Here is an 18,870-nt window from a genome sequence, read left to right as displayed (position 1 = left end):
ATCAGGCCGCCACCGGGTCGGCCAGCAGGGTTCGCGTGGCCTCGGTGACGTCGGCCAGGCGCATCAGGCTTTCGCCGATCAGGAAGCGCCGGGCCCCGGCCCGGGCCATGCGGGCGAGGTCTGCGGGGGTTTTCAGGCCGCTTTCGCAGACCAGCACCCGGTCGGCGGGCAGTTTTTTTGCCAGACGTTCCGTGGTGGCGATATCGGTGGTCATCGTCTTGAGATTTCGGTTGTTGACGCCGATCAGCGGGGAGCGCAGCGAAAGGGCCCGTTCCATCTCGGCCTCGTCATGGACTTCGATCAGCACGTCCATGCCGAGATCATGGGCCGAATGTTCCAGTTCACCGGCCTGGGCATCGGACAGGCAGGCCATGATGAGCAGAATGCAGTCGGCGCCCAGCGCGCGCGACTCCGCGATTTGCCAGGGGTCGATCATGAAGTCCTTGCGCAGCGCCGGCAAATCGACGGCTTGCCGGGCCGCCACGAGATAATCGTCGTTGCCCTGGAAGTAGGGGGCGTCCGTCAGGACGGAAAGGCAGGATGCCCCGCCCGCGGCATAGGCCTTGGCGAGCGTCGGCGGATCGAAGTCGGGGCGGATCAGCCCGGCCGACGGGGAGGCCTTCTTGATTTCCGCGATCAGCCCGTAACCGGTCGCCGCGGCACGGGTCAGCGCCGCCGCGAATCCCCGAGGGGCCGACTGGGCGGCGGCAAGGTCGCGAAGGTCACCGATCGAGCGCCGCTGTTTGGCGGTTTCCAGATGGCGTTTCTTGTTGGCGCAGATGGTGGCCAGGATGTCGCTCACGAGACGACCTCCCGATTGCTGATGGCAATCAGCCGGTCCAGCGTCATTCGCACGTGGCCCTCGTCGATCGCCCGCGCCGCTTCCGAGACGCCCGTCGTAAGGTCTGGTGCTTTTCCGGCGACGACCAGCGCCGCCGCCGCGTTCAGCAGGACGATGTCGCGATAAGGCCCCTGTTCTCCGGCTATCAGGCGGGTTAGCGCCGCCGCGTTGACCTCGGCGTCGCCGCCCTTCAGGTCCTCCGGTCGCGCCGTCGGCAGTCCGGCGTCGGCCGGGGTGATCTCGAAACGGCGAAGCTTGCCTTCGTTCCATTCGGCAACGTGGCTGGGGCCCGTGGTGGTCAATTCGTCAAGGCCGTCCGTTCCATGCACCACCCAGGCCCGTTCGGCGCCGAGGCGGCCCAGGACTTCGGCGAGGGGTTCGACCCAGCGCTCGGCGAAGACTCCGACGACCTGGCGTTTGGTGCCCGCCGGATTGGACAATGGCCCCAGCAGATTGAAGATGGTCCGGGTGCCGAGTTCGACGCGCGGGCCGGCGACATGGCGCATGGCGGAATGGTGCCGGGGGGCCATCAGGAAGCCGATGCCATTCTGCCAGAGGCTTTCGCGCACCAGGCTCAAGTCCGCGTCGATTTTGACGCCCAGGGCCGCCAGCACATCGGCCGACCCGGATTTGGACGACAGGGCGCGATTGCCATGTTTGGCCACCGGCACGCCGCAGGCGGCGACCACCAGGGCGGCGGCCGTCGAGATATTGTAGGTGCCCGAGGCATCGCCGCCGGTGCCGCAGGTGTCGATGGCCCCCGGGGGTGCTTCCAAGGTGGCGGCCTTCGACCGCATGGCCCTGGTGGCCCCGGTGATTTCGGGAACAGTTTCTCCCCTGACCCGGAGCGCCATCAGGAAGCCGCCGATCTGCGCGGGGGTGGCGTCGCCCGACATGATGACGTCGAAGGCCGCCGTTGCCTCTTCCTCCGAGAGCCTTTCCGAGTTGGCAACCCGGGCCAGCAGAGATTTCATGAGGTCGTTGCTGCTCATTGCGCGGCATGTCCGGTGCGGCACCGCGCCAGGGCGAGGAAGTTTTCCAACATGCGATGTCCGTGTTGCGAGGCGATGCTTTCCGGATGGAATTGCACGCCGTGAATGTTCAATTCCTTATGCGCCAGAGCCATGATCAGGCCATCTTCCGTCCAGGCGGTAACCTCCAGACAGGAGGGAAGGCTTTGTCTGTCGACCAACAGGGAGTGGTAGCGCGTCGCCTCGAAGGGCGAAGGCAGACCGTTGAACAGACCGCTGCCCAGGTGATGGATGGCGCTGGTCTTGCCATGCACCGGCTGCGGCGCGCGGATCACTTTGCCGCCGAAGGCTTGTCCGATCGCCTGATGTCCGAGGCAGACGCCGAGCAGGGGAAGCTTGCCGGCGCAATGGGCGATGAGATCCAGGCAGATTCCGGCGTGAGCCGGATCGCAGGGGCCGGGCGAGATGACGATGCCCTCGGGGCCCATCGCCATGATCTCGGCCACGGTGCGCGCATCGTTGCGCACCACCTGAACCTCGGCGCCCAGTTCCCCCAGATAATGCCAGAGGTTGTAGGTAAAGCTGTCGTAGTTGTCGATGAGCACGAACATAAGGAAATCCGTAAAAAGCTGACCGGGAAGAATGCTACCCCAGGGTAGCCAGCGTCAACAGCGGTTCATGCCGTTCCGGGACAAGCCGGGCGGACCTGATCGGCTTTGGCCACGAGGGAGCGAGCTTGGATTCCCTGTGTCGGGCTTATCGCTGAGCGAGTTTTGCGGGTGGGGCCGTCGATATGATGATTGCGTTTTTCGTTGTCGTTAGTCTTCCGCCAGAAAAAGTGCCATTTCCGAGGCGAAGCCCCAATGCTTGGGCGTCACTATCCAAGCCGACGCCCTCAGAATAACCCTACTTTTTACGTCAATTTAAAATCCGTTTTGATCCCCATATAATTTTCGATCACTATCGTTAATCATAAAAAGCAAGGAACATCGGGATGAAGCGTATTACCGGCCACCTTTATTTCTGGGTGTTGATCGCCATTTTCATCGGCGCCACCCTGGGTTTTGTCGTTCCTGATTTCGCGGTCAGTCTGAAACCCCTGGGTGATGGTTTCATCGGTTTGGTGAAGATGCTGATCGCGCCGGTGATCTTCTGCACCGTGGTACTGGGTATCGCCGGTGCCGGTGACATGAAGAAGGTGGGCCGGGTCGGCGGAAAGGCGCTTCTCTATTTCGAGGTCGTCTCGACCTTTGCGCTGTGCATCGGCCTCGTCATCATGAACGTGCTTCGTCCCGGTGACGGCTTCCACGTCAATCCGGCGACGCTGGACGCCAAGGCGGTGAGCAATTACGCCAAGCTGGCGCAGGAGCAGAGCTCCGTCGACTTCATCTTGCATATCATTCCGAAAACCATGGTCGATGCCTTCACCGGCGGCGGCGATCTGTTGCAAGTGCTGTTGATCGCCATCCTGTTCGGCTACGCGATGACCCACATGGGCAAGGCCGGCAAGGGCGTGCATGCCTTCATCGAGGAGTGCTCGCATATCTTCTTCGCCATGATGAACACCATCATGAAGCTGGCGCCAATTGGCGCGGGTGGGGCGATGGCCTTCACCATCGGGAAGTATGGCATCAAGGCTCTGATGCCGCTGGCGGCCCTGATGGGCAGCTTCTATCTGACCTGCCTGCTCTTCGTTCTGATCGTGCTTGGCACCATTGCGGCCTATACCGGCTTCTCCATCCTGAAGTTCATCGCCTATATCAAGGAGGAACTGCTGACCGTGCTCGGCACCTCCTCGTCGGAATCCGCTCTGGTTCCGCTGATGCGCAAGCTCGAACAACTGGGCTGTTCCAAGTCGGTGGTCGGACTGGTCGTGCCATCGGGATATTCCTTCAATCTGGATGGCACCAACATTTATCTGACGATGGCCTCGCTGTTCGTCGCCCAGGCCCTTGATATCGAGCTTACTCTTGGTCAGCAATTGACCATCCTGGGCGTCGCGATGCTGACCTCGAAGGGGGCATCGGGCGTCACTGGGGCTGGCTTCATTACCCTGGCCGCCACCTTAGCCGTGGTGCCGTCCATTCCCGTGGCCGGCCTGGCCCTGATCCTCGGCATCGACCGTTTCATGTCGGAAGCCCGGGCGCTCACTAATTTCGTCGGCAACGGCGTGGCGGCGATCGTCGTTTCGAAGTGGGAAAAGGAACTGAACGCCGAAACGCTGAAGCGCGAGTTGGCCAACGGTTACCAGGCCAATCCCGGCACGACCGCGGCATGATGTCGAGCCGGAAAGGTCCAGGGGACAAAATGGCCGTCCTTGGGTTCTGGACCCGCTTGGCGTTTGCGTTGATCGTCGCCCTGCTCGCCGTTCCGACGGCGGGCAGGGCCGCCGATGGCGCCGTGGTGACGGTGACGGGGCTGGTCGACAAGGTCAATCGCCCGCCATTCGACGCCTTCACCGATGGCTTCTTCGCCCATTATGGGGTTGCCTTCGACAAGGCGCATGCGTTCTCGGGGCGGGATCTGGCCCGCCTGGGCATGCGGACGATCGTGCTTTCCTATCCGAATTGGTCAAAGCCCGTCACCTTTCGCGGGCCGCGCCTGTCCGCCGTTTTGCGGGCGGCGGGGGCGCGGGGACATAAAATCTCCGTCCAGGCGCTCGATGGTTATTTCGCCGAGTTTCCCTGGGCTTTCAGCGAAAATGACAAGGTGATTCTGGCTATCGAAGTGGATGGCCGTCCGCTTGACATCGGGGGCAGGGGGCCCGCCTGGTTGGTGTTTCCGCCCGCCTTGCAGGCCGGAGAGGGCAAGGAGGATGATGCCGGTCTGGTCTGGGGAGCGTTTCATATCAAGATCGAATGACTGGGGAGGAATAACCGTCACGGGGCCTGATGAGCGGTTTTTCGCGATTTCGACAACCGCCGATGGGAACATCTTCGGCTGACCGGTGCCACCGACGCTTGACGGCGGAGGTGAGGGCACCACACATTAAGACCATGAATGAAATATCCCCTCTTCCGGCGGGCGGCGTTCAGCCGTCACCGGCAGCCATCGTTGATCTGTCGATCACCGGAATGACCTGCGCCTCCTGTACCGCCCGCGTCGAAAAGGTTCTGACCCGTTTGCCCGGCGTGTTGAAGGCCGAGGTCAATCTGGCCACCGAAAAGGCGCGGGTCAGTCTCGGCGAGGGGGAAACCGGAGCGCCGCAGCTGGTGGCGGCGGTGGAGAAGGCCGGATACGGCGCTCACGTCGTCACCTCCGAGGACAGCCCCGCCGCCGATGACGAGAGGGCGGCGGTTCGGGCGCGTCGCGATCTGGCGCTGGTCTGCCTGTCCGCCCTGTTCACCCTGCCGCTGGTCGGGCAAATGGTTTTCGATCTGGCGGGCGGCCACGCCATGCTGCCGCCTCTTCTGCAATTGGCCCTGGCCATTCCGGTCCAGTTCGTCATCGGTGCGCGCTTCTATGTCGGCGCCTGGAAGGCATTGCGCAACGGCACCGGCAACATGGACCTTCTGGTGGCCCTGGGAACCTCGGCGGCGTTCGGATTGTCGGCATCGCAGGTGATCGTCGGCGGCAATGACGGCGGACATATGGGGCCGCCCCTCTATTTTGAAGCCTCGACGGTGGTCGTGACGCTGGTGCTGCTCGGCAAGTGGCTGGAGAGCCGTGCCAAACGCAGCGCCGCCGCGGCCATCCGCGGACTGATGGCCTTGCGTCCGGAATGGGCGACGGTGGAACGGGACGGCCGGCTGGTCAAGATCGCGGCGGAAGACGTGCGCTCCGGCGAGATCGTCGTGCTGCGGGCGGGAGAGCGCGCCCCGGTGGATGGCGTGGTAACCGAAGGCGACAGCCAAATGGACGAGTCCCTGCTGACCGGCGAGAGTCTGCCGGTGGACAAGGGGCGGGGCGACGAAATCGTGGCGGGCGCGATCAACGGCGAAGGTCTGCTGCGCGTCAAGGCGACGGCGGTGGGGGCCGAATCCACCGTGGCCCGCATCATCCGTCTGGTCGAAGGGGCACAGGCCAGCAAGGCGCCGGTCCAGCGTCTGGTCGATCGCATCGCCGCGATCTTCGTGCCCGTGGTGATCGCCCTGGCGGCGCTGACTTTCGCCGGCTGGAGTTATCTCGGCGGCGGGGATCAGCAGGCGGCCATCGTCGCGGCCATCTCCGTTCTCGTCATCGCCTGTCCCTGCGCCCTGGGGCTGGCGACGCCCACGGCGATCATGGTGGGAACCGGTGTCGCGGCGAAGGCGGGCATTCTGATCAAGGATGCCGAGGCGCTGGAGCGAGCCCACGATGTCACCGCCATCGTTTTCGACAAGACCGGTACGCTGACCGAGGGGCGCCCCTCGGTCAGCGACATCGTCGCCGTCGATGGCGATAGGACGCGTCTGCTCACCTTGGCGGCTTCCGCCCAGCAGGGTAGCGAACATCCCCTGGCCCGCGCCGTTCTGGAGGCCGCCGAGGCCGAGGGTATTGCGCTGCTTCCTCTGGGCAGCTTTCGCGCCCTGCCGGGGCGCGGCCTGCAAGCGGAGGTCGCCGACCGTTCGCTGTTGGTCGGCAGTCAAAGGCTGATGCGTCAGTCCGAGTTGGACCTGCAAGGTCTGGAGGAGCGGGCGGTCGACCTCGAAATATCCGGCCGGACGGTGATGTGGCTTGCCGACCAGGAAAGGGTTCTCGGCCTGATCGCCGTCGCCGACAGGGTTCGGCCGTCGGCGGCTGGCGCCGTGAAGAGACTGCGGGCGCTGGGTGTCAGAACGGTCATGCTGACCGGCGACAATCGTCGTACGGCGGAAGGGGTGGGCGAGGCCTTGGGGCTCGATGAGATCCACGCCGAATTGATGCCCGAGGACAAGGTTTCCCAGATTCAGCGGTTGCGTGCCGACGGCAAGGTAGTGGCGATGGTCGGCGACGGTGTCAATGACGCCCCGGCACTGGCGGCGGCCGATATCGGCATCGCCATGGGAACCGGCACGGACATCGCCATGCATAGTGCCGGCATCACCCTGATGCGCGGAGATCCGGCGCTTTTGCCGGCGGCGCTGTCCATCTCGCGGGCCACCTACAATAAGATCCGGCAAAATCTGTTCTGGGCCTTCGTCTACAATGTCGTGGCCATTCCTTTGGCGGCGTTTGGATTGTTGAGTCCGGCGCTGGCCGGTGGGGCCATGGCTTTTTCCAGCGTCAGCGTGGTGTCGAACAGTTTGCTGCTGCGCCGTTGGCGGCCGTGAGCCCGGTCGAAGAAGGAGTATTTTAAGATTGGATCGGTTCGGCGGCTTCGCGGATAGGCTGCGCGCCTGGAAAGAAGCCCAAGGTCAAGGAGCCTTCGTCCCGTTGGTCGTCGAATGGCTTTTCCGTCGCAGGATAGCCATCGGCTTTGCTTTGATTTTCTGTCTGGGCTTGGGTCTCGGCTTTTCGGCCGGCCGCCTGCCCTCGGGGCCATCCGCTCCGGAGGCAGCCCGCGAGGCCGTGGACAAGGGGGAGGGCGAAGCGGCGACGGCGGATCCCCAGCCTACCGAAACCAGTCCCCATACCGTCGTCGAAGATGAGCCCTTCGGCCCCGCCCTGCCCGAGGGGCAGGTTGCCACCCTGCCGCCGGCTTCGGTGGCTCCGTCTCGCCTTCCGGCCCGAGAGAATCCCGATTGGCTGAAATACGCGGTACCAGCGGTCGGTACCGGCGGACGGCCGATGATCGCCGTGATCATCGACGACATGGGCTTGGACAAGAGACGATCCGAGAAGGTCATGCAGTTGCCGGGGCCGCTGACCATCTCCTTCATGTCCTATGCCCAGGAATTGCCTCGGCAAACGGGGGAGGCCCGCGCGCACGGCCATGAATTGATGATGCATGTGCCGATGGAGCCGTTGGCGGAGGGAATCGACGCCGGGCCCGGCGCATTGTCCGTCAATCTGTCGCCCGAGGAATTGAAGAGGCGGGTCGAGGAGGACCTTGACCGCTTTACCGGCTATGTCGGCATCAATAATCATATGGGCAGCAAATTTACCGCCTTCGCGCCCGGCATGCAGGTGGTGATGGAGGAATTGCAGCGTCGCGGCCTGTTGTTCATCGACAGTCTGACCACCGATCACAGCGTCGGGTTGACGCTGGCCCAGCAGTTGGGCGTGCCGACGGCGGCGCGCAATGTCTTTCTCGACAATGCCGGAGATGTCGGCGCGATTGACGCCCAGTTGGCGAAGCTGGAAGATTTGGCCCGTAAGAAGGGCAACGCCATCGCGATAGGTCATCCACGCGACGGCACCATCCAGGCCTTGGCGGCTTGGCTGCCGACCCTGCGTGCGAAGGGGTTGGTGCTGGTGCCGGTGAGCGAGGTGGTGAGGGAGCGTCGAATGCCGGTTGCGGCCGGCCGTGAAACCCGGGCGGAGGTTCCGTCCGCCGAACCCCGCCGGACGCGCTGACGTCCGGCGCATGGAGAGAGTGATATGGTCAAGACGTACAAAGTATCCGGCATGACCTGCGGCGGCTGTGCCCGTTCCGTGGAGCAGGCGATCAAGACGGTAGCGCCGTCGGCGCAGGTCAGCGTCGATCTGGCTGCCGGAAAAGTCAGTGTCGAAGGCGTGGCCGACGATGGCGTCGTGGCCAAGGCTGTCGACGATGCCGGTTTCGATTACGAAGGTCTTGCCTGAGGCCTCTGCCTCAAGCGCCCTGCCTGCTTGAGAAACGAACCGCCTCCTCGGCGGCGCGGAGCAGGGCGCGGGCTTTGTTCCAGCATTCCTGATGTTCGGACTGGGGTACCGAATCGGCGACGATGCCGGCACCGGCCTGGACGATCATGGTCCCATCCTTGACCAGGGCGGTTCTGAGCGCGATACAACTGTCCATGGTGCCGTTGGCGGCGAAATAGCCGATGCAGCCGGCGTAGAAGCTGCGCCGGTCGGGTTCCAGTTCATCGATGATTTCCATCGCCCGGACCTTCGGCGCGCCCGAGACGGTTCCGGCGGGAAAACCGGCGAACAAGGCGTCCATGGCGTCGTGGTCGGCGGCAAGCTTGCCCTCCACGTTCGAAACGATATGCATGACGTGGGAATAGAGTTCGATCCGCATCTTCTCGGTGACCTTCACCGTGCCGATCTCGGCGACCCGGCCGACGTCGTTACGGCCCAGGTCAAGCAGCATCAGATGTTCGGCCAGCTCCTTGGGGTCTGCCAGCAGATCGGCGGCGAGGGACTGATCCTCGGCAGTATCGGCACCGCGCTTGCGCGTTCCGGCGATCGGCCGGATGGTCACCATGCCGTCGCGCAGGCGGACCAGGATTTCGGGACTGGATCCGACCAGGGAAAATCCACCGAAATCGAGGAAGAACAGGAACGGGCTGGGGTTGGTCCTGCGCAGCGCCCGATAAAGCGAAAAGGGCGGTAGGCGGAACGGCACGCTCAGGCGTTGGGACAGCACCACCTGGAAGATGTCGCCGGCCAGGATGTATTCCTTGGCCTTGTCGACCATCCGGCAATAGTCCTCGGCCGTCATGTTGGCCGTGGCGTCCGGCTGGGCTTCCTGATCGACCAGGGCGTCCCTGCCATAGGGCAGGGAACGTTCGAGGTCGGCGGCGGTGTCGGCGAGGCGCTCGCAGGCTTGGCCATAGGCACTGCGGGCATTGACGCCGGGTTGGGGCCGAACCGGAGTGACGACGGTGACCGAATCGTCGACATTGTCGAAAATGGCCATCACGGTTGGACGCAAGAAGATGCCGTCGGGGATGCCGATGCCGTCCGGATTGCCATCCGGCAGGCGCTCGGCCAAGCGGACCATGTCATAGCCCATGTAACCGACCAATCCGGCGGCCATCGGCGGCAGGTGGTCGGGGAGATCGATCCGAGATTCGGCGACGACGGCGCGCAAGGACGCCAGTGCCCCCTTGGCGGCGCCGATCGGACAGGGTTGGAAGTCCTGATCGTCGAAGCGGGCCTGCCGGTTGATCTCGGCCTTGTCGCCGTGGCAACGCCAGATCAGGTCGGGTTTCAGCCCGAGAATCGAATAACGTTCGCGCTGCGTGCCGCCGGCCACCGATTCCAGCAGGAAGCTGTTGGGGCGGCCATCCGCCAGTTTCAGCATGGCCGAAACCGGGGTTTCCAGGTCGGCGACCAGCTTGGTCCAGATCACCTGGGGCCGGCCGGCGTCATAATCGGCCTGAAACGTCTCGAATGCGACGGGCGTCTTCATTTCTGGAACTGTGCCTCAATGGCTCCATTGTTGACATGCACGCCGATATCCGCACGCAAAGCCGTCAGATATTGCTGCATGACGTCGTTAGCCAGGGTCTGGCTCAATTGATCGCGGGCCTTGCTGAATTGGTCGGGTTGGGCTTTCGGATCGGCGGCGATGATCTGCGTCAGGCGGGCGACCAGGGTGCCGCCTTGCGTCGTCACCACGCTGACCCCGCCGGTCTTCTGCTGCTTGAACATTTCGGCGGCCAGCAGCGGCGGCACGCTTTGCTTCTCCTCGCTGGCGCGAAGGAAGGGCTTGGTGGTCTCCACTTTGAAGGAGCCAGCCACCGCGGCCAGGGATTCGCCATTTTTCAGACGTTCGGCGGCGGCCTCGGCCTGGTGGCGGGCCGCCTGTTCCCTCTGATCCTGCGTCCAGGCCGTCAGTACCTGGTCCTTCACCAGATCAAAGGGCTTCAGGGCGGGGGGGGCGACATTGTCCACATGCAGGACGAAATAACCGCTGCCGTCGTCGAGCTGGGTGACTTCGGTGGTCGTGCCTTGGGCGGTCTGGAAAACCTTGGCGAGGAATCCGGGAATCAACGGAACGCCGGGGGCCGGCTTGCCGTCGGGGCCATTGCCCTTTTCGTCGATCGCCGTGGCCTTGATCGGCTTCAAATTGAGGGTGTTCGCCGCCTCTTCGACGCCGGCGCCCGATCCGATGGCATCCTCGACCTTGGTCGAAAGGGCATAGAGACGGTTGGTTGCCTCATCCTTCACCAGGTCCTGGACGATCTGGCTCTTCACATCGGCAAGCGGACGGGACTTGCCCGCCACCACCTGGGTGATTCGCAATACATGCCAGCCGAGGGGCGATTCGACGGGGCCGGCGACGCCAGGGCCGGGGGTGCCGAAAGCGGCATCGGCAAGGGTCGGCAGAGGCAGGTTCTTGCGGTCGACCCAACCAAGATCGGACACCTCCACGCCCGCCGCCTTGGCGGCGGCGGTGAAATCCTGTCCCTGCTTGACCGAGGCCGCGAAGGCTTTGGCTTTTTCCGCATTTTCGAACAGGACCTGCTGGATGTTCCTGGTTTCCGGGGTCTGGAACTCGGCCTGACGGATCTGGTAGGACTTCTCGATGTCGGCATCGGAGAACTTGATATCGCCGGCCACATCGGCGGTCCGGACGACCAGGGCGGTGATGCCGCGCAGTTCGGGGGACATGAACAGGGCCGAGTGGCTTTGGTGATACTGGCCCAAGGTCGCGTCGTCGGGCTTCGCCGGCGCCGGCATCTTGTCGGCGGGGATGGTAATAATTTCAGCGACGCGGCTTTCCTGGCGGTAGCGGTAGAGCGGATCGGCCATCAGGCTGGGCGCCTTCAGGCCGCTCGCCACCATTTGGCCGATCTGTTCACGGGCGATGTCGCCCTTTTCCATGGCGATGAACTGCCGTTCGGTCAGGCCGGCGCGGACCAGGGCGCGCTGGTAGACGTTTTTGTCGAAGACATGCAGTTCGTTCTGGAACGCCGGAATTTCGGCGATGATGCGCCGCAGTGTGTTTTCGTCGACGCCGAGGCCGAGGTTGGCGGCCGCCTGGTCGACGAGCGTGCGGTTGACGATCTGTTCGACGGTCCGCTGCAAGAGGCCGAACTGCCGCGCCTGCTCGGACGTCAATTTGCCGCCGAAGACAGAGGAGAGCCGCTCGGTGTCGCGGCGGAACTCCTCGGCCACTTCGGCGGCGGGAATGGTTTGTTTGCCGACGGTGATCGCCGGCTGCTGATCGGCGCGTTCGCGCACCACGTCGCCGATACCCCAGATGCCGAAACTTAAGATCAGCAAGGCGAAGAGAATCTTGATGAACCAGGATTGCGAAGCTTTGCGGAACGAATCGAGCATCGGGTCTCTACTTGAAAACGGGATAGGAACAGACGGGAGGCGCATCATAGAAGGGGTGTCGGGGCTGGGCAACGCTGAAAAGGAAACAGGAGCGCACTGGGTCTTCACCGCGTCCTTCCGGAGCCCCGCGCAAAAGGGGGCGACCTTGACAATTTCCCGGAGTGGACTAAGCTTATTTAAGCGAACAAATGTTCGCATTCCGATCAAATGTTTTCCTGCGGGATCGGACAACCCGGCGTCAAAAAAAGCCGGAACAACAAAAGATGCCCCTTCGGCGTGGCCGCAACGGGCAGGGAAGGAGCCGTCAATGCATATCGGATTTCGGGGTGGTTTCTTCGCGGCGACGTTTCGACGGACAGGCGTGGTGGTTCGCTGAAGGGTCTCGTGCCCTTGACGTATCCGGGAAGCGTTTGGTCAATTATCGGCTATATAGCGAACAAAAATTCGTATTCCGATCATTGGCGGAGAGAGCAAGGTGACAGTGTCGACTGAAAACAACCCAAAGAACGTCGTGAATTCGGTGGTGAAGGCCTTTGCCGTCCTGCGCGCGTTCGATGCCGATCTTCCCGAACTGACCATTTCCGAGGTGGCGGCGCGGGCGTCTCTCGACCGTGGCACGGCATTCCGGATGATTCATACGCTTTGCCTGTTGGGTTACGTGACATCGGTTCCGCACTCGCGGCGCTTTCGGTTGACACTCAAATGTCTGGAACTCGGATATACGCCACTGGCCCGCGCCGATCTGAAAATTCTGGCCCGGCCGCTGCTTGCGGAACTGGTTCCCGACGTCGCCGATGCGGCGTCCCTCGGCATGCTGGATGGCGAATCCGTTGTTTATGTCGAACGGGTGCAGGCGGGTTTTCCCCAGACCTTCGACCGACGTGTCGGCAGCCGGACGGGAGCCTATGCGGCGGCCCTCGGGCACGCCATGCTGGCCTATCTTCCCGAGGAACAGCAAAAGGCCGTCTTGTCGCAAAGCGAGCTGGTCAAGCTCTCCGAGCGCACCCTGACCGACGTCGGGCAACTCCTCGATCGCCTGCGGCAGGTGCGCGGGCAAGGCTATGCCGTATCGGATGGCGAGAATGCTTACGGGCTGCGAACCGTTGCCGCGGCCATTCTCGACAGCTCGGCTTTTCCGGTGGCTGGAATCAGCGCCACCATCCGGGCCGAGCGGATGGGGCTGGAAGAGTTCGTCGCAACGGTGACGCCCCACGTCCAAAAGGTCGCGGCCGAGTTGAGTCGGGCTGTCGCTCTGTCTTTCGGAACAATTGCTCAGCGGGGAGCCATCAGTTAGCCGATGGGCCGAGGGATTTTTGTGAAATTTATTTGATTAATTAAAGTATAGGTAAAAATAAAAATCGTAATTGTTGTGTCTGTAAGGCGGGCAAGAGATCCGTTTCAGATTTTCGTTGGAGACGCGTCATGAATGACTTCAATAGTGTGGATACGGCAATCATCGTTGCGATGATTGTTGTCTATATCCTTGGAACGTCTTGGCTGACAATCAGGCTGCGCAGCAAGACCAACGAGCAGTTCATGACGGCGGCGCGGGCCATGCCGCCGGTGGTCGTCGGTGTTCTGCTGATGTCCGAGTTCATTGGGGCCAAGTCGACTGTCGGCACCGCGCAGGAAGCCTTCTCCGCCGGTCTTGCCGCCGGCTGGTCGGTGGTCGGCGCCTCCATCGGATTCGTGCTGTTCGGATTGTTCTTCGTCCGCAAGATCTACAGTTCCGGCGAATATACGATTTCGGCCGCCATCAACCAGAAATACGGCAAATCGACGATGGTCGCGGTGTCGCTGATCATGATTTACGCGCTGTTTCTGGTGAACGTCGGCAATTACATCAGCGGCGCCGCCGCATTGTCCACCGTTCTCAAGCTCAATCAGCCATTGGCGATGGCGATCATCGGTGTCGTCAGCACCTTCTATTTCACCTTCGGCGGATTGAAGGGCGTGGCCTATGTCACGCTGCTCCACAGCGCCATGAAGATCATCGGTATCGGATTGATCCTGGGCGTGGCATTGACAATGACCGGAGGGATCAAGCCCATGGTGGACAACCTGCCGGACTATTACTTCAGTTTTGACGGCAAGATCGGTTTCACGACCGTCGTCGCCTGGGTCATCGGCACCACCGGCGCCATCTTCTCCACGCAATTCATCATTCAGGCGATTTCCTCCAACCGGACGGCCAACGGGGCCCGGCGTTCCACCCTGGTGGCCGCCGTCCTCTGCTTTCCCATCGGCATTGCGCTGGGTCTGATCGGCGTCGCCGCCCGTTATCTGTTTCCGACGATGAAAAGCATCTATGCGCTTCCGGTATTTTTGCAGCACATGCCCAGCCTGATGGCCGGAGTCGTGGCCACCTCCCTGGTCGCTTCGGTCTTCGTCAGCGTCAGCACGGTCGCCCTCGCCATCGCATCCCTGATCATTCGCGATTTCTACGAGCCCTACTTCAATCCGACGCCGGAACGGAAATTCAAGGTCACCAGGCTGTTGTCCGTCGTCATCGGATTGGCGCCGCTCGTCTGCGTCTTCCTGGTGCCTGAAATCCTCAAGCTGTCCTTCTTCACACGGGCCATCCGGCTGTCGATTTCCGTGGTCGCGCTGGTCGGGTTCTATTCCCCCTTCTTCAAAAGCACCCGTGGCGCCACCTTCGGGTTGCTCGGTTCGGCCGTGTTGACCACCTTGTGGTACGCCTTCGACAACCCCTATGGGATCGACAATATGTACATCGCCCTGGTTTCCCCCCTGGTGGTGATGATCATCGAACGGATCTGCGTCCACCTGGTCGGTGCTGCGGTTCCCGACACGAAGCCGTCCTCTTCGGTGTGAAGGTGCCCCTTGGCCAAACGTCCCGCAATTCAGTCTCAAGGTGTCGCCATGACAGACCTTTCCGTAATAAACGAGCTTCCGATGGATGGCGTGGTCCGCGTCAATCCGGTCGATGCCGCCCGATCCGAAGCTTATCTGCCGTCGCCTTGCGTGCAAAACCACGCGGCCAATCTGACGGTATTGCCGAACGGTGATCTCGCCTGCGTCTGGTTCGGGGGAACGCAGGAGGGAATTGCCGATATCTCCGTCTACTTTTCACGCTTGCGGCGTGGAGGGGACAAATGGTCTCCGGCGGTTCGCCTTTCGGATGACCAGACCCGCTCGGAACAGAATCCCGTGTTGTTTCCCGCACCTGACGGACGGTTGTGGCTGCTCTACACGGCCCAAATTTCCGGGCGGCAGGATACGGCGCTCGTCCGCTATCGCGTCTCGTCGGACAATGGCGAAACCTGGGGGCCGGTATCTTCCCTGTTCGACGAACCGGGGATCTTCATCCGTCAGCCGATCGTCGTTCTGGACAATGGCGATTGGCTTCTGCCGATTTTCCACTGCCGGACGCAGCCCGGAGAGAAATGGGTGGGCGACGACGACAATAGCGCCGTCCGCGTCTCGTCGGATCGTGGGGCGAGTTGGACCGAATATGAAGTGCCGAACAGCGTCGGTTGCGTTCACATGAATATCGTGAAGCGCGACGATGGGGGACTGGTCGCCCTGTTTCGCAGCCGATGGGCCGACAATATCTATTTCAGTCGGTCTATCGACGGTGGCCGGAGTTGGGAAAACCCCAAGCCCCTGTCGATTTCCAACAACAATTCGTCGATTCAGGTGACGGCGCTGGCCAACGGGCATCTGGCACTCGTCTGCAATCCGGTGAGTTCCGCAGCGGCGACCGAGCGACGGACATCCCTTTATGATGAGATCGAGGACAATGCCGCGTTGGAAACCGCGACCGCCTCCATTCAACGCGCGAGAACGGCGTTCTGGGGGACGCCGCGCGCGCCCCTCAGCCTGGCGATTTCCCTGGATGGGGGGCGCAGTTGGCCGATGTTGCGGGATCTTGAAACCGGCGACGGTTATTGCATGACCAACAATTCCCAGGAAAAGGCCAATCGCGAACTGTCCTATCCGTCGGTCAAGCAAACCCCCGATGGGCGGATTCACGTCGCTTTCACCTATCATCGGCAGGCCATCAAATATATTTGCCTGGATGAATCCTGGGTGACGCCATGATCAGGTGCCGCCACCCGGTTCCCTGCCATTCCGTGACACAAGCCGGAGAAACGCGATGATTTTCGGAAACATGAATTCCGCCCCGGAGATGCTGGCCTGGCTCCCCGCCGGTTTGCGGACGGCGGTGTCGTATCTGATGGGGGGCGACTTCGATACCCGGCCGGCCGGACGTTACGATCTGGCGGGCGATGACATCTTCGTCCTGGTGCAGGACGTCACCACCAAACCGAAATTGGAACAGAAGCCCGAGGTTCACCGGAGATATATCGACGTGCAATTCGTCGTGAAGGGCCGGGAGGCGATCGGTGTCGCCGTCGATACGGGCAAAAACAAGGTCCGGGAAGACCTGTTGACGGAACGCGACGTGCTCTTCTACGAGGCTATGGATGATGAATCGACGCTGGTGCTGAAGCCGGGCAATTTCGTTATCCTGTTCCCGTCGGATGTGCACCGTCCGGTTTGTCAGGTGGATGGTCCCGAGGCCGTTCGGAAAGTGGTCGTCAAAGTCAAAGTCGACGGGTAAAACAAGCGTTTTCTTGGACTTATGGACTATGACCCGGAGAGGGTGTGGTTATATGGAACCTCAGCGCTTTCTGTGGTAGAGGTCACGGCGGGCCCATCATAATGGGAATAAATGAGAGGAATCTTATCATGGCGCGTCGTCCGCTGATCGCCGGAAACTGGAAAATGAACGGCCTGAAGGCCGATGGGGAAGCGTTGGCAAAAGCGCTTGCCGCGAAGCTCAAAGCGTCTCCTCCGGCCGTGGATATGCTCGTCTGTCCGCCGGCCACGCTGGTGGACCGCGTGGCTCAGGCGGTGGCGGGCAGCGCCCTGGCCGTCGGCGGTCAGGATTGTCACGCCGAGAAAAGCGGCGCTCATACCGGTGATGTCGCCGCCGTCATGTTGAAGGATCTGGGGGCCAGTCACGTTATCGTCGGCCATTCCGAGCGGCGTGCCGATCACGGCGAGACCAGCGCGGACGTGCGGGCCAAGGCCGCCGCCGCTCACGCGGCCGGTTTGGTGGCGATCATCTGCCTGGGCGAGACCGAGGCCGAGCGTGACGGCGGACGGACGCTTGCGGTGGTGGAGTCGCAGTTTGCCGAGTCCCTGCCGGAAGGTGCCTCGCCCGACAACACGGTCATCGCCTACGAGCCGGTTTGGGCCATCGGGACGGGACGGACTCCTACCCTGGCCGAGGTGGCCGAAGTGCATCGGACCATCCGGGATCTGGCGGCAAAAGCGCTGGGTAAGGACGCCGCAGGGCGTTTGCGCATTCTTTACGGCGGTTCGATGAAGCCTTCGAACGCCAAGGAATTGCTGGCGCTCGAGGATGTCGACGGCGGTCTGATCGGTGGCGCCAGCCTCAAGGTCGAGGATTTCTGGGCAATCGCGCAAAGCGCGTAACGGCTTCGGGACGCGAATAGAAAAAAGGCCGCCGAAACGGATGTTTCGGCGGCCTTACTCATAAGTTGATTCGTTACTTCTTGTTTTCGGCAAGCGCTGCCTGCGCCGCCTTGTGGCTGGCGCGTTGCGCGGCGGCGATGTTGTCGTGCTTCAGGGTCGGCAGGATGCAGAGGATCGCCAGGCCGCAGCCGACGATCATCAGAATGAACCCGCCGTTCCAACCGAACCAGTCGACGGTGTAGCCGACCAGGGCCGTCGCCGCCACGGATCCACCCAGATAACCGAAGAGTCCGGTGAAGCCGGCGGCGGTGCCTGCCGCCTTCTTCGGAGCCAGTTCCAGGGCATGCAGACCGATCAGCATCACCGGGCCGTAGATCAAGAAGCCGACGGCGATCAGAGCGGCGATATCGATGCCGGGATTGCCCGGAGGATTCAGCCAATAGACCACCAGGGCGACGGTCACCAGGATCATGAACAAGATACCGACGATGCCTCGGCGGCTCTGGAAGAAGCGGTCGGAAATCCAGCCGCACAGAATTGTTCCCGGAATACCGGCCCATTCATAGAGGAAGTATGCCCAGGAGGACTTGTCGACGGTGAAGTGCTTGACCTCTTTCAGATAGGTCGGAGCCCAGGACAGAACGCCATAGCGGATCAGATAGACGAAAATGTTGGCGAAGGCGATGTACCACAGGAGTTTGTTTTTAAGGACATATTTGACAAAGATTTCCTTTGTCGAAAATTCCTTTTCGTGTTCCGCGCTATAGTCCTCGGGGTAGTCGTTCTTATATTCTTCGATCGGCGGCAGACCTGTAGATTGGGGGGTATCGCGCAATGTCAGGACGGCGAACATGGCGACGCCGACGGCGACAGCGGCTGGTACGTAGAAGGCGGCATGCCAGTCGTTGAACCAGCCGAGGCCCAGAAGGAAGAGGGGGCCGATCAGGCCGCCACCGACGTTATGGGCGACGTTCCACACCGAAACGATGCTGCCGCGTTCCTTCTTCGACCACCAATGAACCATGACGCGTCCGCAGGGCGGCCAACCCATGCCCTGGAACCAGCCATTGAGGAACAGCATGGCGAACATGATGGCGATGCTCGATGTCGCCCATGGCACCAACCCCATGGCCAGGCTGACGCCGGCCGACATCAGCAAGCCGAGCGCCAGGAAGAAACGAGGATTGGAACGGTCGGAAACTCCCCCCATCAGGAATTTCGAGATACCGTAGGCGATCGAAACGCCGGACAGGGCAAAGCCCAAATCCCCTCGTGAATATCCCTGTTCAACGAGATAGGGCATGGCGAGGTTGAAGTTCAACCTCACAAGATAAAAGCCGGCATACCCAAAAAATATTCCAAAGAATATTTGCCATCGTAGACGTTTGTACGTCGGGTCAATGGCTTCCTCGGCCATGCGTGGTTTGTGCGGAGCGGCTTTTAGAAAAGTTAACATGATTGTTTCCCCATTATATTTGTATAGTGTTGTTTTATTGTGATTTTTTCTGTGTCTCTTTGTTTGTGGATGTTTCG

At 61.9% G+C, this 18,870-nt stretch carries 16 protein-coding genes; 10 read left to right on the top strand and 6 right to left on the bottom strand.

The genetic code is table 11. The features are described from left to right. Position 1: 1 nt before the first annotated feature. The 3 genes from trpC to CWS72_RS04175 are packed head-to-tail and all read right to left on the bottom strand — an operon-like array spanning position 2 to position 2,423. A complete protein-coding gene (trpC, locus tag CWS72_RS04185) occupies positions 2-802 on the bottom strand; it encodes an indole-3-glycerol phosphate synthase TrpC (protein ID WP_101249315.1) in 801 nt (266 codons plus the stop codon). Continuing rightward, entirely contained in the window at positions 799-1,833 is a 1,035-nt protein-coding gene (gene trpD / locus CWS72_RS04180; protein ID WP_101249314.1) for an anthranilate phosphoribosyltransferase, read from the bottom strand. The genes trpC and trpD overlap by 4 nt, the downstream gene beginning before the upstream one ends. Then, positions 1,830-2,423: an anthranilate synthase component II gene (locus CWS72_RS04175; RefSeq protein WP_101249313.1), complete on the bottom strand. Its 594-nt coding sequence runs from the start codon at positions 2,421-2,423 to the stop codon at positions 1,830-1,832. Before CWS72_RS04175 ends, trpD begins: the two co-directional genes overlap by 4 nt. Before the next feature lie 383 nt (positions 2,424-2,806). Between CWS72_RS04175 and CWS72_RS04170 the strand changes: the two genes are divergently transcribed. The 5 genes from CWS72_RS04170 to CWS72_RS04150 all read left to right on the top strand — a co-directional run bounded on the left by CWS72_RS04170 (position 2,807) and on the right by CWS72_RS04150 (position 8,457). Continuing rightward, positions 2,807-4,090 carry a dicarboxylate/amino acid:cation symporter gene (locus tag CWS72_RS04170; protein WP_101249312.1) on the top strand — a complete coding sequence of 428 codons (1,284 nt, stop codon included), beginning with the start codon at positions 2,807-2,809 and terminating at the stop codon, positions 4,088-4,090. A 29-nt stretch (positions 4,091-4,119) separates the two neighbouring features. Continuing rightward, on the top strand, positions 4,120-4,674 hold the full coding sequence (locus CWS72_RS04165; RefSeq protein WP_146002614.1) for a putative pterin-binding protein: 555 nt from the start codon (positions 4,120-4,122) through the stop codon (positions 4,672-4,674). Positions 4,675-4,808: 134 nt separating this feature from the next. Next, a complete protein-coding gene (locus CWS72_RS04160) occupies positions 4,809-7,043 on the top strand; it encodes a heavy metal translocating P-type ATPase (protein WP_199175538.1) in 2,235 nt (744 codons plus the stop codon). 28 nt (positions 7,044-7,071) lie between these two features. Further along, positions 7,072-8,229, top strand: coding sequence for a divergent polysaccharide deacetylase family protein (locus tag CWS72_RS04155; protein ID WP_101249309.1), 1,158 nt, complete (start codon positions 7,072-7,074; stop codon positions 8,227-8,229). 24 nt (positions 8,230-8,253) lie between these two features. Further along, positions 8,254-8,457 (top strand): heavy-metal-associated domain-containing protein, encoded by a 204-nt coding sequence (locus CWS72_RS04150; RefSeq protein ID WP_101249308.1) that lies wholly within the window; start codon positions 8,254-8,256, stop codon positions 8,455-8,457. A gap of 10 nt (positions 8,458-8,467) precedes the next feature. Here the strand turns inward: CWS72_RS04150 and trpE are convergent, their stop codons facing one another. After that, positions 8,468-9,991 (bottom strand): anthranilate synthase component I, encoded by a 1,524-nt coding sequence (trpE, locus tag CWS72_RS04145; protein ID WP_101249307.1) that lies wholly within the window; start codon positions 9,989-9,991, stop codon positions 8,468-8,470. Further along, entirely contained in the window at positions 9,988-11,868 is a 1,881-nt protein-coding gene (locus CWS72_RS04140) for a SurA N-terminal domain-containing protein (RefSeq protein WP_158240502.1), read from the bottom strand. The genes trpE and CWS72_RS04140 overlap by 4 nt, the downstream gene beginning before the upstream one ends. 475 nt (positions 11,869-12,343) lie before the next feature. Between CWS72_RS04140 and CWS72_RS04135 the strand changes: the two genes are divergently transcribed. From CWS72_RS04135 to tpiA, 5 genes are all read left to right on the top strand, one after another. Continuing rightward, on the top strand, positions 12,344-13,162 hold the full coding sequence (locus CWS72_RS04135; protein WP_241911571.1) for an IclR family transcriptional regulator: 819 nt from the start codon (positions 12,344-12,346) through the stop codon (positions 13,160-13,162). A gap of 128 nt (positions 13,163-13,290) precedes the next feature. Then, positions 13,291-14,703 carry a sodium:solute symporter family protein gene (locus CWS72_RS04130; RefSeq protein WP_101249304.1) on the top strand — a complete coding sequence of 471 codons (1,413 nt, stop codon included), beginning with the start codon at positions 13,291-13,293 and terminating at the stop codon, positions 14,701-14,703. Positions 14,704-14,751: 48 nt separating this feature from the next. Next, complete coding sequence (locus tag CWS72_RS04125; RefSeq protein ID WP_101249303.1) at positions 14,752-15,933, top strand: sialidase family protein; 1,182 nt, start codon at positions 14,752-14,754, stop codon at positions 15,931-15,933. 55 nt (positions 15,934-15,988) lie between these two features. Continuing rightward, a complete protein-coding gene (locus CWS72_RS04120; protein ID WP_101249302.1) occupies positions 15,989-16,456 on the top strand; it encodes a NanQ anomerase/TabA/YiaL family protein in 468 nt (155 codons plus the stop codon). Positions 16,457-16,581: 125 nt separating this feature from the next. Further along, positions 16,582-17,337, top strand: a complete 756-nt coding sequence (gene tpiA, locus CWS72_RS04115; RefSeq protein WP_101249478.1) for a triose-phosphate isomerase — start codon at positions 16,582-16,584, stop codon at positions 17,335-17,337. Positions 17,338-17,410: 73 nt separating this feature from the next. Here the strand turns inward: tpiA and glpT are convergent, their stop codons facing one another. Continuing rightward, complete coding sequence (glpT, locus tag CWS72_RS04110) at positions 17,411-18,793, bottom strand: glycerol-3-phosphate transporter (RefSeq protein WP_101249301.1); 1,383 nt, start codon at positions 18,791-18,793, stop codon at positions 17,411-17,413. Positions 18,794-18,870: the final 77 nt, after the last annotated feature.

It is taken from the genome of Telmatospirillum siberiense (assembly GCF_002845745.1).
In the GTDB taxonomy this organism is placed as follows: domain Bacteria; phylum Pseudomonadota; class Alphaproteobacteria; order Rhodospirillales; family Magnetospirillaceae; genus Telmatospirillum; species Telmatospirillum siberiense.
Note: the sequence above shows the minus strand (reverse complement) of the source record. Positions and strands in the feature narration are given on the sequence as shown.